This is a genomic window from Microcystis sp. MC19, from assembly GCF_003019735.1.
Classification (GTDB): Bacteria; Cyanobacteriota; Cyanobacteriia; order Cyanobacteriales; family Microcystaceae; genus Microcystis.
The window spans coordinates 3,191,377-3,206,050 of the sequence record NZ_CP020664.1; the positions used below are offsets into that span (position 1 = coordinate 3,191,377).

The 14,674-nt window shown below is 44.7% G+C and carries 15 protein-coding genes, 1 tRNA gene and 1 other RNA gene; 10 read left to right on the forward strand and 7 right to left on the reverse strand.

Features of this window, described 5'->3' with window-relative positions:
* Positions 1 to 7: 7 nt before the first annotated feature.
* A complete protein-coding gene (locus B5D77_RS16280; protein WP_008206211.1) occupies positions 8 to 868 on the reverse strand; it encodes a fructosamine kinase family protein in 861 nt (286 codons plus the stop codon).
* Between B5D77_RS16280 and B5D77_RS27775 the strand changes: the two genes are divergently transcribed.
* Positions 857 to 979 carry a hypothetical protein gene (locus tag B5D77_RS27775; RefSeq protein ID WP_256386883.1) on the forward strand — a complete coding sequence of 41 codons (123 nt, stop codon included), beginning with the start codon at positions 857 to 859 and terminating at the stop codon, positions 977 to 979. The genes B5D77_RS16280 and B5D77_RS27775 overlap by 12 nt on opposite strands.
* Positions 980 to 1,110: 131 nt before the next feature.
* On the opposite strand, the gene B5D77_RS16285 is transcribed toward B5D77_RS27775, so the two are convergent.
* Positions 1,111 to 2,400, reverse strand: a complete 1,290-nt coding sequence (locus B5D77_RS16285; RefSeq protein WP_106909208.1) for a pitrilysin family protein — start codon at positions 2,398 to 2,400, stop codon at positions 1,111 to 1,113.
* Between the two features lie 378 nt (positions 2,401 to 2,778).
* On the opposite strand from B5D77_RS16285, the gene ssrS reads away from it, so the two are divergent.
* The 3 genes from ssrS to B5D77_RS16300 all read left to right on the forward strand — a co-directional run bounded on the left by ssrS (position 2,779) and on the right by B5D77_RS16300 (position 4,831).
* Positions 2,779 to 2,966: non-coding RNA, 6S RNA (gene ssrS / locus B5D77_RS16290), on the forward strand.
* A gap of 182 nt (positions 2,967 to 3,148) precedes the next feature.
* A complete protein-coding gene (locus B5D77_RS16295; protein ID WP_106909209.1) occupies positions 3,149 to 4,516 on the forward strand; it encodes an NAD(P)/FAD-dependent oxidoreductase in 1,368 nt (455 codons plus the stop codon).
* A gap of 60 nt (positions 4,517 to 4,576) precedes the next feature.
* Positions 4,577 to 4,831 (forward strand): hypothetical protein, encoded by a 255-nt coding sequence (locus tag B5D77_RS16300; RefSeq protein ID WP_106909210.1) that lies wholly within the window; start codon positions 4,577 to 4,579, stop codon positions 4,829 to 4,831.
* Positions 4,832 to 5,217: 386 nt separating this feature from the next.
* Here the strand turns inward: B5D77_RS16300 and B5D77_RS16305 are convergent, their stop codons facing one another.
* A complete protein-coding gene (locus tag B5D77_RS16305) occupies positions 5,218 to 5,859 on the reverse strand; it encodes a hypothetical protein (RefSeq protein WP_002766539.1) in 642 nt (213 codons plus the stop codon).
* Positions 5,860 to 6,146: 287 nt separating this feature from the next.
* Between B5D77_RS16305 and B5D77_RS16310 the strand changes: the two genes are divergently transcribed.
* From B5D77_RS16310 to B5D77_RS26290, 5 genes are all read left to right on the forward strand, one after another.
* A complete protein-coding gene (locus B5D77_RS16310) occupies positions 6,147 to 7,193 on the forward strand; it encodes a glucokinase (RefSeq protein ID WP_106909211.1) in 1,047 nt (348 codons plus the stop codon).
* On the forward strand, positions 7,190 to 8,257 hold the full coding sequence (locus tag B5D77_RS16315) for an acyl-CoA dehydrogenase family protein (protein WP_008206191.1): 1,068 nt from the start codon (positions 7,190 to 7,192) through the stop codon (positions 8,255 to 8,257). The genes B5D77_RS16310 and B5D77_RS16315 overlap by 4 nt, the downstream gene beginning before the upstream one ends.
* A gap of 10 nt (positions 8,258 to 8,267) precedes the next feature.
* Positions 8,268 to 8,339 (forward strand) — tRNA-Gly (locus tag B5D77_RS16320).
* Positions 8,340 to 8,460: 121 nt separating this feature from the next.
* Entirely contained in the window at positions 8,461 to 9,957 is a 1,497-nt protein-coding gene (locus B5D77_RS16325) for a tetratricopeptide repeat protein (protein ID WP_008206188.1), read from the forward strand.
* Positions 9,958 to 10,810: 853 nt separating this feature from the next.
* Positions 10,811 to 11,011: a hypothetical protein gene (locus B5D77_RS26290; RefSeq protein ID WP_172456611.1), complete on the forward strand. Its 201-nt coding sequence runs from the start codon at positions 10,811 to 10,813 to the stop codon at positions 11,009 to 11,011.
* Here the strand turns inward: B5D77_RS26290 and nrtS are convergent.
* Genes nrtS through B5D77_RS16345 form a run of 4 tightly spaced genes read right to left on the reverse strand, consistent with a single transcriptional unit; the run spans position 10,952 to position 13,239 of the window.
* Complete coding sequence (gene nrtS / locus B5D77_RS28155) at positions 10,952 to 11,101, reverse strand: nitrate/nitrite transporter NrtS (RefSeq protein WP_157221771.1); 150 nt, start codon at positions 11,099 to 11,101, stop codon at positions 10,952 to 10,954. The two genes, B5D77_RS26290 and nrtS, sit on opposite strands and share 60 nt — an antisense overlap.
* Positions 11,102 to 11,104: 3 nt before the next feature.
* A complete protein-coding gene (locus B5D77_RS16335) occupies positions 11,105 to 11,668 on the reverse strand; it encodes a GUN4 domain-containing protein (RefSeq protein WP_008206180.1) in 564 nt (187 codons plus the stop codon).
* A gap of 52 nt (positions 11,669 to 11,720) precedes the next feature.
* Complete coding sequence (locus B5D77_RS16340) at positions 11,721 to 12,851, reverse strand: CO2 hydration protein (protein ID WP_008206178.1); 1,131 nt, start codon at positions 12,849 to 12,851, stop codon at positions 11,721 to 11,723.
* A 31-nt stretch (positions 12,852 to 12,882) separates the two neighbouring features.
* Positions 12,883 to 13,239, reverse strand: a complete 357-nt coding sequence (locus tag B5D77_RS16345) for a DUF1823 family protein (protein WP_106909212.1) — start codon at positions 13,237 to 13,239, stop codon at positions 12,883 to 12,885.
* A 288-nt stretch (positions 13,240 to 13,527) separates the two neighbouring features.
* On the opposite strand from B5D77_RS16345, the gene B5D77_RS16350 reads away from it, so the two are divergent.
* Positions 13,528 to 14,421 (forward strand): DMT family transporter, encoded by an 894-nt coding sequence (locus tag B5D77_RS16350; RefSeq protein WP_008206167.1) that lies wholly within the window; start codon positions 13,528 to 13,530, stop codon positions 14,419 to 14,421.
* Positions 14,422 to 14,674: the final 253 nt, after the last annotated feature.

The window sequence follows — 14,674 nt, forward strand, 5'->3', positions numbered from 1 at the left end:
AAAACCCTTAAAGAATTTCCTGTAACATCCGATTGGCCTGGGAGGCGTAACCACCACCAAATAAATTAAAGTGATTGAGAATGTGGTAGAGATTGTAAAGAGTTTTGCGCTGTTGATAACCGGCATCAAGGGGGAAAACATCGTTATAACCCCGATAAAAAGCCGCCGGAAAACCGCCAAAAAGTTCCGTCATGGCTAAATCTACCTCCCGGTCTCCCCAATAGGTGGCCGGGTCTAAAATTACTGGTTCCCCATCGACGGTAATGGCCGCATTTCCCGACCACAAATCACCATGGACGAGGGAGGGATGGGGTTGATGCTGACTCAAAATCTCGCTAATAGCGGGAATAACTTGCTCCTCGTCGGGAAAATTGCCGCCGCGATCCTTCGCAAGTCTTAATTGATAGCCAATGCGCTGATGAGCGAAAAAATCCGCCCAATTGTTACTAACGGTATTAATCTGGGGAGTAGAACCAATGGTATTATTACACTGCCAACCAAAGCGATCGGATAGGGAAACTTGATGTAAACTGGCTAAATTTTGCCCCATTTTTTCCCAGCTTTGGCTATTGCCACCGCCGAATTCTAGCCACTCTAGCACTAAATAACTAGATTTCTCGGCAATTCCCCAACAAATTGGCTCTGGAACCCTGATAGTCTTGGTAGCGTGAATTTGCTTTAATCCTAAAGCTTCGGCTGCAAACATGGCCTCTTGGTTCGCTTGGTTAATCTTAACGAAATAAATTAAACCATTGCCACTAACGGCATAACCCTGATTGATACAGCCACCACTAACGGGACGACTTTTCTCAATTTCAAAGGGTTTTTCCGTGGTTTGGGCAATATGTCGAGCAATTTGAGTCCACATAGGTTATCAGTTATCAGTTATCAGTTATCAGTTATCAGTTATCAGTTATCAGTTATCAGTTATCAGTTATCAGTTATCAGTTTTAAGTTAATTAGTTATTTAGTTATTTAGTTATCAGATGTAAGTTTATCAGTTGTAAGTTTTAAGTTAATTAGTTATTGATTTATTTATTTATCTTCATCTTTATCCCTGATTACTGTTCACTGATTACTGTTCACTGATTACTGATTACTGTTCCCTGTTTACTGAATTGGTCTTACCACCACCACACCGTAAGCGTTAGGATTTAAATACTCTTGACAGGCATTTTGAATATCCTCTAAAGTGAGGGCTTCAATGTGTTGGGGATAACAAAAAGCCGGTTGTAAATCACCGATCTGAGTATGATAATAACCGTAAAGGTTAGCCCGATCGCTCGGTCTTTCATTGCTAAAAATAAACCGATTGGCCACTTGGGTTTTAACTCGTTCCAGTTCAGAAACTGTCACAGCTTGCTGTTGAATTTGTTCAATCTGTGCTAAGACCTCCCTCTCCACTTGCTCGATATTTTCCGAGGCTAATTGAGCCGACACGGAAAACACCCCTTGCACTGCTTGGGACATATTACTGGCAGTTATTTGGGAAACTAAGGCCTTTTCTTGGCGCAGAGACTGAAATAATCGCGATACCTTGCCCTGACCAAGAATAGCCGCTAAAACATCGAGAGGATAGGTTTTTTCTAAGTCTCTCAACCCCGGCACTTTCCAAAATAGGATTAAGCGGGCCTGCTGCAAATTTTCATCCTCGTATTCTTGACGGATAATCTCGTTAAAAGGAGCTTCGGGCTGTAGATTAGCGATCGGATGGGAAATAAGCCCAGAATCGCTCTTACTGCCTAAAGTATCTAAAGAATCGCTCACAATAGCCATTAAATCATCTACAGGCAAATTACCCACCACCGCCACCGTCATCCATTCGGGACGATACCAAGTCCGATGAAAATCTCGCATTTGTTGAGCAGTAAGATTTTCAATCACTGCCATCGGACCCAACACCGGACGACGATAGGGTAAAACTTGAAAACAAGTCTCCATGGTGCGATAAAAAGTGCGACGACGGGGATTATCCTGAGAACGACGAATTTCTTCTAAAATAACCTGTCTTTCTCGCTCAAAAGCTTCATCGGGGATTAAAGCTTCTAAAACCACTTCTAGCTGCAGCGGGGCCAGATGGGCGAAGTCCTGCGGGGCAGTGGTAATGTAATAATGGGTGTATTCTTGGCTAGTAGCGGCATTAGTCACCGCTCCCCTCGATTCGATCGCCCGTTCAAATTCGCCACTGTCTAAGTTAGGGGTTCCCTTAAAAACCATGTGTTCGAGAAAATGAGCCATGCCATTGATCTGATCCGATTCTAAGGCCGAGCCGACCTGCAGCCAGACATTGAGATTAACCGCTTCTACCGGTTGACTTTCGGCAATAATCGTTAAACCATTGGCAAGACGGTGCAGAATCGGAGTGTTAAGCGTGGCAGGTTTCCCTAGGATAGCCGTCATTCTTTATTAGTCCTCGGTAATCACTCTGGCAAAAATTGTCACTTTTCTCTATTGTAGTCCCAGACTTTCACAGAGCCAACAAGATCAGGTGTTAGGTGTTAGGATTCAGGAGGCAATGGGCAATAGGCAATAGGCAATGGGCCGCTTTATTCTCCCATCTCCTCACTTCCCCAATTCATAATTCATAATTTATAATTCATAATTCCCCACCTCCCCACCTCCCCACCTCCCCACCTCCCCACCTCCCCACTTCATAATTCATAATTCATAATTCCCCATCCCCCCACCTCCCCACCTCCCCACTTCCCCACCTCCCCACTTCATAATTCATAATTCTCCTCTTGCCTCTGAGAAAAAAAAATGCTATGATCAAACTAAATCGGGCTTCTACGTTGGTGACTGCCTTTCAAGTTTTTTGATCTATGCTTGATTGTGATAAGGGAGCAAGTAACCAATCCGTGTGGTAGTAAACCGAGCTTGTACTCGGAAACAGAAACGCGGAATATAAGTTCCCACCTGGTTAACCCAGGTCATAAACTTAGGTAAAACGGCGTAGCGGTCTTTTTAAGTTTTTCGAGCAGATCAGAGTCCCTGTACTTCGTTGGTTTTGCCCTCTTGGTTGGTCAAAAAAGCCAGTATCTATATTTTTTTCTAGATTAAAGACTACTGTTTTCGGTAACGCTTGTCACCGCTAAATTGTGACAATCCGGACTACACTAGGGAGAAATTTATGAATTATTGTTAAGCAATGACTGAAAAACAGCCAAGAGTTGTTGTCATAGGCGGCGGGTTTGCGGGTTTATACACGGCCAAAGCCCTAAAAAACGCCCCCGTTCATGTTACCCTCATCGATAAGCGAAATTTCCATCTTTTTCAGCCCCTCCTCTATCAAGTTGCTACTGGGGCGCTATCTCCGGCCGATATCTCCTCACCTTTGCGCTTAATCCTACGGGGTCATGACAATACAGATATTCTCCTCGATCATGCCATAGATATAGATCCAGTCAAGGGAGAAGTGATCTTGGAAGATCACCCACCGATCGCCTACGATCAATTAGTTATTGCCACGGGAGTCAGTCATCACTATTTTGGCAATGATCAATGGCAGCCCTACGCTCCTGGGTTAAAAACCATTGAAGACGCAGTAGAAATGCGTCGTCGCATCTATCTCGCTTTCGAGAAGGCCGAGAAAGAAATCGATGCCGAAAAGCGGCAAGCTTTATTAACTTTTGTAATTGTCGGTGGCGGACCGACGGGGGTAGAATTAGCAGGAGCGATCGCTGAAATTGCCCACGGTGCGCTTAGGTCTGATTTCCACCAGATTAACCCCACAGAAGCGAAAATTTTGCTCTTAGAAGGGATGGATCGAGTATTACCCCCCTATGCGCCCGATTTATCCGCTAAAGCTGCCGCTTCTCTCATAAAATTAGGGGTGACAGTGCAAACTAACAGCATCGTTACCAATATTGTTGAAGGTTGTGTCACGGTCCGTCAGGGAGAAAAGACGACAGAAATCGCCGCCGAGACAATTTTATGGGCAGCGGGGGTCAAAGCATCGAGAATGGGGCGAATTTTGGCCGAAAGAACCGGGGTAAATCTCGATCGCGTCGGCCGGGTAATCGTCGAACCCGATTTAAGTATCGCTGGTTATGCCAATATTTTTGTGATCGGGGATTTGGCTAATTTTGCCCATCAGGGAGATAAACCTTTACCCGGAATTGCCCCCGTGGCCATGCAGGAGGGGGAATATCTGGCCAATTTATTAATTTCTCGCCTAAAAGGGCAAACTATTCAACCTTTTCATTATATCGATCGAGGTAGTCTGGCAGTTATCGGCCAAAATGCGGCCGTGGTTGATTTGGGATTTGTCAAGTTTTCCGGGTTCATCGCTTGGTTAGTCTGGGTTTGGGCCCATATTTACTATCTGATCGAATTTGATAATAAATTAGTGGTGATGGTGCAATGGGGTTGGAATTATTTTACCCGCGGTCGTGGCGCTCGTTTGATTACGGGAGAGGGGCAGAATTTAGCCTCGGGACAATTGCCGCAAAATCACAGCCAAAATAATAATCTGGCCGTTTCTAACCAGACGGAAACTCTCTCTGCGCGATCATAAAAGTGTGAAAAAATAGCCGTGATTATCCAGTTATCAGTTAGCAGATAAGAACAATCGATCATGAAAATAGAACATCCTAAAAGTCTAGAAATTACCCCAGAGGAAAGCCAAGAATTAGAATATTTACGAGTTACAATTGAACGAGCGATCGAAGATGGTGTGATCACAAGAATAGAATTTGAATCGATTAAAATGATCATGTTTTCTAACAAGAAAAATAATCCCGACCAAATCCTTCGTCAGGTGACACTCTATCGCAAGTTAGTCGTTGAAAAACTGAATAATAGCGAACTAATTTTTGAATCTCCCCAATAGGTGGAAATTCCTTTTTTAGCTATTTAGTACTAATGCTCAAACTTTCTTTCCCTTCTTCCCACTCCCAACTATCCTATACCTTTTAAACGGGATTTAGTAAGTAGCTAGACACAATTAATTAGGGTTTGCGGCAAAAAGTACGGGCGAAGCATTCGGATAGAAAATCTCCGGTTTCACCGATAGGTTATTGCCCGAATGCTTCGCCCCTACAGGACTCGGGCTGATGAAGACGCAAGGTTTTTAACGACGATTCTCTCAAAATCTTGCACCTGTTTCGCGAGAAAAGCCATAAAACTCTTACGTTGCCTACATTTCACATTTATTCAGCAAGCCCTAATTATACATATCTAAACACCTCTTGCCTTTTACCTTTTGCCTTTGTTAGCTTATTCTTTTTTGTCGCTACCCGGAAAAGCTCGACCTTGAATATTTTCTAAAGCTGAAACTGCCGCCCTGGAACCGGCGATAATATCTCGTTCTTCTCCCCCTAAATATAAGCGGCCAAAACTGCCCACGGAAGTAACGTGTAGGATATTAATTAAAGCAGCTTTTTCGGCCTGATTAGCAGCGAGGGAAGCGTAGGCGGCCGGTTGCACTTCTAAAACGTATAAAGTCTGTCCTGCCATTAACATCATACCCCGAGAACTACGGTTAATTAATTGGGCTTGGTAAGCGTCAATGTTGCGAATAATTTGACTAGAGACAATTTGCGGTTTCAGACAATCGCGCTGACTAACGCCTAAATACTGCAAAATTGCCTGACCGGCCGCCCTTACCTCTCCCTGACTGCTAGAATGGAGTTCTAAGAGTCCATAGAGTCGTTCTACGAATAGAACCCCCGGACGAACCACGGCGGATTTGAGGGCAATATCGGTGATGCGATTAATCTCGATGCCGGGGGAAATTTCAATCCAGAGGGAAGCATCCCCGGGTAAGGGTAAAAATCCTTGGGCGACTGTACCGATGTAAGCGGCGTGTTGAAGCTGTAAATTGTCAAGATAAACGTAACTGCGAAGTTCTACACCCAAGCTAATTTCTCCCTCTCTGGTCTATCTTAAAAGTTATGGGGACAGCTATAGGTTCTGCCGCCCTATCGAGCGCCTTGAGGCGACAGTTAGACCTAAAATGTCTTTAAGTGCCGTTTCTGTCCTCTAGCAAATCCCCATTCCAACCCCGGAGCGACGATTAATCAATCCTTAATTAGGGCTTAGGCATTACCATCTTTCACTATAGTATAGAATTGACGGCCTTTAAATTTGCCTGGGGGAAGGGGTAAAAAACTATAATTATGGGGAAAAACTGAGGGACAACCAGCATGACGATTCTTTTAGGGGGAGATATCGGGGGAACTAAAACAATCCTGCGTTTAGTGGATTGCCAAAACTCACCGGATAGTCCCCAACCCCTGCTAACTACTCTCGATCAAGAAATTTATCCTAGTAAAGAATACCCCGATCTGGTGCCGATCGTCCAGCAGTTTTTGGCCCGACAAACCACTATTCCCCCAGTGGCAAAAGCTTGTTTCGGTATTGCCGGTCCGGTGGTTAACAATAGTTCCGAATTGACTAATTTAAGTTGGTCCCTAACTGGCGCTCGCCTAAGCCGCGAGCTGCAGATTGAGCGAGTAAAATTAATTAATGATTTTGCGGCGATCGGTTATGGGGTGTTAGGATTAGCCCCAGAGGAGCTGCACAATCTACAGTCGGCCCCCGCAGTACCAGAGGCCCCGATTGCGGTTATCGGTGCGGGAACTGGGTTAGGAGAGGGTTTTTTGATCCCTGTCTCGAAGGGTACATATCGGGTGTTTGGTAGTGAGGGTTCCCACGCCGATTTTGCCCCTCGATCGAGTTTAGAATATCAACTATTAAATTATCTCTTGGAACTCTATAATATCGAGCGAATTTCGGTGGAGCGAGTGGTTTCTGGCCCTGGAATCACTTCTATCTATCGATTTCTCCACGATAGTAACTATAGTCAGTCGTCACCGGCCATGGCGGAAATTTACCGTACTTGGTTAGCAGAAATGGGTAAACCGCAAAAAACCGTCGATTTAGCGGCTAAAATTGCCAGTTTTGCCCAAGATGACTCGGATTATCTCTGTGATCAAACCATGAAAATCTTTGTCGAGGCCTACGGTGCGGAAGCGGGCAATTTAGCCCTCAAGTTGCTTCCCTACGGAGGATTATACATCGCGGGAGGGATTGCGGCCAAAAATCTTCCCCTAATGACCGAGGGTAGCTTTATGAAGGCTTTTCGGGCTAAAGGTCGGATGAGGGAGCTATTAAGCAATATTCCCGTTCATATCGTCCTTAATGCCGAAGTGGGACTGATGGGGGCAGTTTCCTGCGCTAGTCAGCTATGAGCGATGGTTTACTGGAGATGGCTAGGGATTATTTTCAGAATAGGATCGCCCCGCAAGCGGCCCAGATTGATCGCGACCCGATCGCCCTACAATTAGCTTTACAGGGTATGGGCGATCACTGTTTGTTAGCTTTGCGTGTTCCCAAAGAATGGGGGGGTGCGGGATGGGAGGAAGGCACCTATCGACAATTCCAAATCCTCGGCGCTCGTTATTCTGGCGCTTTAACTTTTCTGCAAACCCAACACCAAAGCGCCGCTAATCAATTAGCCACCAGCAGTAACCAAGACCTGAAAAAGTTTTATCTCCCCAAAATGGCCTGGGGCGAAAAGCTAGTGGGGGTGGGGTTTTCGCAACTACGTCGTCCGGGGGAACCAATGATGAAAGCGTTTCCCATGACCGGCGGCTATCAACTCCGCGGACAGGTCCCCTGGGTGACGGGATGGGGCTTTTTTGAAGATTTTATCATCGGCGCGACCCTCCCGGACGGGCGATCTCTGTACGGTCTTCTACCGCTGCAGGCTCTCCCTGGTCTGCAATGCAGTCCCCCGATGAAATTATTATCGATGAGTGGGACTAATACGGTGAGCCTTACCATACAAGACTACTTTTTGTCAAGGGATTTTATTGTTAGTTTACAACCAGCGGCGGCGATCGAGGCCAGCGATCAAAAAAATGTTCTCCATCACGGTTTTCATGCCCTTGGCTGTGCTTGGGCGGGCTTAGATGTCATTTTGGGTGTTTATCGACAAAAGGGGCTAGAAAGCCTAAAAAATGCCCATCAACAGCTAGAAAAGGCCCTACTGTCCTGTCAAGAAAAAATGTTAAATTCCCACCAGGCCAGTTTTGCCGACCAACTGCACTGGCGCGGTCGGGCGATTAATTTGGCTCTACAATGCGCTCAAGGGGCAGTGATTGCCTCCGGTGGGGCGGCAAATATTTTTGATCATCCGGCGGGGCGAGTCTATCGGGAAGCTTTGCAGTTTAGCGTTTCTGGACAAACCGGCGCGGTGATGGAAAACAGCCTAGGGCAGTTGCTCTGGCTGGGGGGTCAATGCTATGATTAGGGAGAATTTTGCGGGTATAGTTCAGTGGTAGAACGTCACCTTCCCAAGGTGAATGTCGCGCGTTCGAGTCGCGTTACCCGCTTCTGAGGACAATTGATGTAATATATCAATTAGCTGGTAAGATGGGCATGAACAAGTTAACCCCTTTGGCTGTTAACCGTCCCGTCAAGCCGTCCTAGGGTAAAGATAATCCTATCGCTACCATGAAACTAATTATCGGGGGACGTTACCAAGTTATTAAACCCCTAAGTCAAGGGGCTTTCGGTCAAACTTTTCTAGCCCAAGATAACTATCGCCAGGGCTGTCCTCAATGTGTGGTCAAACAGTTAATCCCGCAAGTGGTTAACGAAGTTACTATAGCATTATTTGAGAGTGAGGCCAGAGCTTTAGAAAAACTCGGCCATCATCCTCAAATACCGCAATTTTTCGCCAGTTTTCAGGAAAATAATTCCTTTTATATTGTTCAAGAATTTATCGATGGTCACGATCTTAGTCAAGAAATCTCTAAGGGTAAGCGTTTAGAAGAGAGTCAGGTAATTCAGTTATTAAAAGATATCTTGGAAGTTCTCGCTTTTGTCCATCAAAATAACATTATTCACCGAGATATCAAACCCCATAATATTATCCGTCGCCAAGAGGGGAAGCTAGTTTTAATCGACTTTGGTGGAGTCAAACAAGTGGGGACTCAATGGCTAAAAGCCAAACAGACCAGTGTTTCGATTGGGATTGGCACCCCCGGTTATATGCCTAGTGAACAGGCGCAAAATAAACCGCGATTGTCTAGCGATGTCTATGCCGTGGGAATCATCGCTATTCAAGCCTTAACCGGTCTCAAACCGACGCAATTTCCCGAAGATGCCGAAACCGGAGAAATCGCTTGGCGCAATCAGGCCGATGTTAGCGATGATCTAGCGGTTATTATCGATAAAATGACCCGTTATGACTGGCGCCAACGCTTTCCCTCGGCAGTAGAAGTTTTAGATGCCATAAAAGAGTTGCTGCAATTGCGTCAACAACAAGCTTTAGTGCAGCAAATTTCAGCAGAGGATTTGTTTTATCGCGGTAACGCCCATCTCGATTTGAGGCAGTATCGCGAAGCAGTTCAACTGTATCAGCAGTCCCTGCGGAAAAAGCCCAATTTTGTCAATGCTTGGTATAATCGCGGTCTGGCCCTGCAACGATTGGGGCGTTTTCCTGAAGCTTTAGGGTCTTTTAATCAGGTAATTCAATTAGAGACTAATAATGCTCGGGCTTGGTTTTATCGCGGCATCGCTTTGGCCAATTTACGACAAATCAGCGATGCGATCGCATCTTGGGATAAGGCAATTCAACTGCAGCCAGATTATCTGGAAGCATGGCATTACAAGGGCATGATTTTATGTCGGATGCAACATTACACGGAAGGTCTAGCGGCTTATAATCAAGCCCTGGCGATTAAATCCGATGCTAATGTCTGGTTTAGTAAAGGCGAAGCTTTACGGGAATTAGAACGACTCAGTGAAGCGGTCGCCGCTTATAATAAGGCTTTACAGTTACAATCGCAAGACGCTGAGGCATGGTATCAACGGGGTTGTTGTCTCTACAAGTTAAAATGTTTCTCGGAAGCGGTGGTTTCCTTTAACCAAACCCTACGACTACAGCCTAGCCATCAATTCGCTCTCCAACAACGGAATTTAGCCCTTAATCACCTGAAATTGTAGGCAGCAAGTCAGCATTTTTGCCGATTAATCCCCTTCCCCTCGCCTTTGGTTTGGGAAGTAGGCAGTGGGGCCGAAGATTTTGATCCTCATTCAGTGGCTCTTTCCTGCCGACATTCCGCACATCTTCATATACCTTTATACCCACATTCCCCAAGATGTTTTGACGAAAAAGCTTCATTGTAGAAACTACTATTGAGAACATTTTCAATAATTGATTTTTTCTGAGAAAACAAATTATACCAATTCTCCAAAGTCTGACTACAGAAGTTTAATCCCCCTAAATCCCCCTTTTTAAGGGGGACTTAAATTCGATGTGTAGTTTTCATTTAGAGAAATGGTAAGTACCTAAGCAAAATTAATTATACATATCTAACCGCCTCTTGCCTCTTGCCTCTTGCCTCTTGCCGGCTCTCCCAGGTTTGGTGGGTAAAATGTATTCTAAGATACATTCCTCAAGAGCGAGGGAGTGGAAGGAACCACTCCGGACACAGAGGACACAAAGATCGATCGATCCTATATAAGTTAAACTGATCACACAGAACCTAGAAGAGCCTCTTGCCTTTTGCCTATCTTCACTAGGAAATTAATTTTGCACGACTACTTATTACAATTCTTCCCCTTGATGAAAATCGATCATTGTAGCTACAATCTTTACTGGCAAAGGGTTGTAAGCAATGTATTACTAAAAATTATCAATTGAATGTTAAGAAGTGCCGAAGGTGGATTCCTGGCGGGACTTTCATTTTTCCTAAGGATTCAGGTCAGGGGATTGACAAAAACCGAAAAAAGTCTAGATTGAGAGCTACTAGACAGAGACAGCCTGAAAAACCTGACCCCAGAACAACTGGTGAAGATGGTACTGAAATCACAGGAGTTAGTAGTCAAACAAGGCGAAACCATCGAGAAGCTGAAGGGTTATCTAGGGTTTGCGGCAAAAAGTTTGTTGGTGGGGGCAGGGTGTGGGGTTTTACCGATTTTCATCTGGTCAATCAGCCTAGCGATCGCTTGTTATCCGCCCGCACATCATAGCATAACTGTGGTTAATTGTCAATAAAATTGTCCCCACTACTACAGACACTTTTATCCCGGTGGGGGCAAATTGGGGGGATAATAAAGCCCGAAAATAGCCGATAATCCCTTTCATTGCCTATAAATCGCACTCTATCAGGCGAGTAAAACAAAAAGTCACCATTTTTAACCCGTAGGGAGACTTCCACCAGAGAGCGGGAAAACAGCCTTCCGGAGCTGCGAGACTAAAATCCCAGTGATCATAATCATCGATACGCCACTGATCTTTGTTGCGCCATCCCACCAATTCTCCAAATTTTTTAATCGTTTCCGCATCTTGGGTTCGCAGGGTGTTAATATCACCCCCAGCGGCAAAATATAACTTCACCTGAGCGCTAAAACCGAAATGATCGCCGCTATAATTTTTCCAAAGGCGATCGAGTACGCGAATCACATTAACGGGAAACCGCATCATATCCTCTGGGGTTAAAGTATCGCGGGTTCTGCCGGCAGCTTCGAGGATAACTCGGAGGGTTTCTGCGTCTGCCTCCCTAAAGTTCCCCTCAGCCAGGAATTGCTGTAATTTACCATAGCGCTCGATGTCCGGTACTAACATCTGCCGCGCTTCGATGAGGGCAACCCGTTCGCTCAAAGATTGCAATTGAGCTAAAATATCCTGAAGTTGGGGGTTAATATCTGACATAAATCTAAGGGGTTTGTTGACTACAAAAATTACCGATTTATCGGCAAAATAATCATTGATTTACCGCTTCTAATCGCGACTTAACAAAGCGATTCATCCATGCTTCTAGATAGATGCGATTGGCTTTTTTTTCTTTTAAATCTGTGGTAGTTAAAGGGTAAGGTGCTAATCCTTGAATGGCTGCCGTTGTCACACAAAACATCGACTTCTGAAAAGTTTCGCAGATCTGGACTAATAAATCCTCCTCCTGACGAAAACTCTTTTTATAAATGTCGTGCAGATAATCTGGTAAAAAGTGACGCATATCCTGCATTAATAGCGTGGGAGGAATTCCTGCACCCCCTATGGGTAAAGGATCCGCATACAAAGCACCATAGGCAAACATTCCTTGATCGTAGGGAATTTGATAGGCTTGGGCATTATAGGAAATTGTACCGGGGAAAGGTGTTCCGCGAAAGAAAACCGCCTCAACGTAGGGGATTGCCGTATCCGCAAGAAAGGTTAATCCTGCCGATTTGGGGATCAAATCATAGGTTTGTCCTTTGATTTTTACCTGATAGACAATTGGGTTACTAGCATTATCGACTAAATTTTTCTTAATGTGTGCCACCACTTCGGGAATATTAGTAATTTTTCCGGCATCGTAGAGATCGGATAAACTTAAAAAGGTATCGGCCATAATTCGCCAAAATTGACCTAAACCACTATAGTAGGCCATCATTCGCATTTGTTCTGGCAAAAATTCAGGAAAGGCTTTATTTAAAATTAACACTAGGGGATTATTCCTAAATTTAGCTTGAATAACCTTGGCTGTCACTTCCCGAAAAGCACCACTATCTGCATAACTATCTAAACCACCCCCACCATGCCAAAACATGGCTTTCATACAGTATTCAGCATACTCAAAATTAATGCGATCGTGCCACCAGTGTTGTAGTAATTTCTGCCAAGATACTTGACCATTAAAATATTTAAAGAAAGGGAAAAAAACCAAAAACTGATTTTCCGCAATATAAATTAAATTTTTGGAATAAGCATCTAACACCACTCCGTAACTTTTCAGGATACCCACTACCTCGATCAAATTCTGGGGAGTATCTTTTAACAATGCTTCCCCAGCCGTGAGACGATCAATATAGGATGCTAGGGGATGAGAGGAGGACTTGACAGGGATAGTGACCATGCTAGAAGCTTGATAAAATAACTTTCCTCATCTATTTTAACGCATAAAAGCACAACCAATTGGCGGCGGTGGCACGGCGAGTCATGCGGGGATTGAATTCGCCAATTTTATAACCGGTAAACCCCAATTTATCTTTTAATAATTGTTTATTTTCTGGCAAGATCGATCGAGTTAATTTTACTGTTGGGGGACGATTGGCAATAAAATCCGGGGGTTCGGGATATTCACGGCGCCAACCTTCCTCTACTTGACTATTATCCCATTTTCCTTGACTTTCATCGTAGCGATAACCTAAACTTTGCCAGACCAATCTATTAACGGTTTCGTCGTCAATTTCATCGTTAATAATCGCCAAAATTGTTTCTATATTTAATTCTGGTAGTTCCATAGATCAAGTCAATAGCAGATGGGAAGTGGGGGAGTGGGGAGTGGGAAGTGGGGAAGTGGGGAAGTGGGGAAGTGGGGAAGTGGGGAAGTAGGGAAGTGGGGAAGTGGGGAAGTGGGGAAGTGGGGAAGTGGGGAAGTGGGGAAGTGGGGAAGTGGGGAAGTGGGGAAGCTGTCTCATCACCCTATCACCCCAAAACCCTATCACCCTATCTCCTGACGACCGACTCCTGCCTGCGGTTAAAATAACTGGTGAACAACATCATTGATCATCGCGTAAGCGTAGCCTATTTTGCCTCCTTCTAACGCCAAAATTATTTTTATTTTAACTATCGGTGTGGTGTCGGTTTCTGCATCGGCAATTTTTATCCGGTTAGCGATCGAAGCGGTAGGTAATGCTACGATCGCATTTAGTTTATTTTTAGCGACTTCTCGTCTGATCTTGGCTTCCGTTGTCCTAATTCCGAACTGGTTTACCTTATCACGCCAAAAAGTCCCCATTCAAGCCTATTATTACGCAGTGGGGGCAGGATTTTGTTTAGCTCTCCATTTTGCTACTTGGATTAGTTCTCTATCCTACACCTCGATCGCCGCTTCTACCACTTTAGTCACTACTAATCCCCTCTGGGTTTCCCTGTTGGGTTGGTGGTGGTTTCGAGAAAAACCGAGCAAATTAACCTTTATAGGCATTTTTGTGGCTCTAACGGGGGGATTATTGATTGTTTTAGCCGATCGAGATGTCAGTAGTTCTTATCCTAACCCTTTATTGGGCAATAGCTTGGCTTTAATGGGGGCAATTCTCGTGAGTGGTTATATTCTCCTCGGACGGGAAGCACAAAGAAAGGGCTTAAATATTAAGAATTATATAACTGTAGCCTACACTACCGCAGGATTAGCCTTATTACCTTCTGTTTTTTTATTTGGTCAAGATTACGAAAGCTATCCCCTATCCGTGTATGTTTATGTGTTAATGATGGCGATTTTTCCGCAATTAATCGGTCATACTAGCTTTAACTGGGCTTTGCGATGGGTAGCACCGACAATAGTAACCATGGTAATTTTATTAGAGCCAATTGCCGCTAGTCTGTTAGGAGTGTTCATTTTTGGTGAAATACCAGCCCAAGAAGTCATTTATGGCGGATTAATTCTGTTAATCGGCGTAGGCATTGCTATTTTAGGCGGATAAGCTGTTGGTGTCTCTAAATTACCGGTTAAGACTGAATGGGAGCGGGGAGCAGCGAGCGGAATGTAGAAGTTGACCCTATTCACCCTATCAGTTTAGACGGAAAGGATGAATAGAAAAACCTTCAAACATCGGGCATTTTTCAGATAGGCCAACACCAAACACTCGAACTTGTCGCCCATGTCCCGTTTAGATGTTGGCGCCTCTCTAAATTCGTTGAGAATGTCCTGAATGGTCACTGCCGTCTAACGTCCTT

What these genes read in the sequence shown, in the direction of transcription:
- B5D77_RS16280 (WP_008206211.1), bottom strand. Translation starts at nt 868, where the DNA reads ATGTGGACTCAAATTGCTCGACATATTGCCCAAACCACGGAAAAACCC.
- B5D77_RS16285 (WP_106909208.1), bottom strand. Translation starts at nt 2,400, where the DNA reads ATGACGGCTATCCTAGGGAAACCTGCCACGCTTAACACTCCGATTCTG.
- B5D77_RS16295 (WP_106909209.1), top strand. Translation starts at nt 3,149, where the DNA reads ATGACTGAAAAACAGCCAAGAGTTGTTGTCATAGGCGGCGGGTTTGCG.
- B5D77_RS16300 (WP_106909210.1), top strand. Translation starts at nt 4,577, where the DNA reads ATGAAAATAGAACATCCTAAAAGTCTAGAAATTACCCCAGAGGAAAGC.
- B5D77_RS16310 (WP_106909211.1), top strand. Translation starts at nt 6,147, where the DNA reads ATGACGATTCTTTTAGGGGGAGATATCGGGGGAACTAAAACAATCCTG.
- B5D77_RS16315 (WP_008206191.1), top strand. Translation starts at nt 7,190, where the DNA reads ATGAGCGATGGTTTACTGGAGATGGCTAGGGATTATTTTCAGAATAGG.
- B5D77_RS16325 (WP_008206188.1), top strand. Translation starts at nt 8,461, where the DNA reads ATGAAACTAATTATCGGGGGACGTTACCAAGTTATTAAACCCCTAAGT.
- B5D77_RS26290 (WP_172456611.1), top strand. Translation starts at nt 10,811, where the DNA reads ATGGTACTGAAATCACAGGAGTTAGTAGTCAAACAAGGCGAAACCATC.
- nrtS (WP_157221771.1), bottom strand. Translation starts at nt 11,101, where the DNA reads ATGAAAGGGATTATCGGCTATTTTCGGGCTTTATTATCCCCCCAATTT.
- B5D77_RS16335 (WP_008206180.1), bottom strand. Translation starts at nt 11,668, where the DNA reads ATGTCAGATATTAACCCCCAACTTCAGGATATTTTAGCTCAATTGCAA.
- B5D77_RS16340 (WP_008206178.1), bottom strand. Translation starts at nt 12,851, where the DNA reads ATGGTCACTATCCCTGTCAAGTCCTCCTCTCATCCCCTAGCATCCTAT.
- B5D77_RS16345 (WP_106909212.1), bottom strand. Translation starts at nt 13,239, where the DNA reads ATGGAACTACCAGAATTAAATATAGAAACAATTTTGGCGATTATTAAC.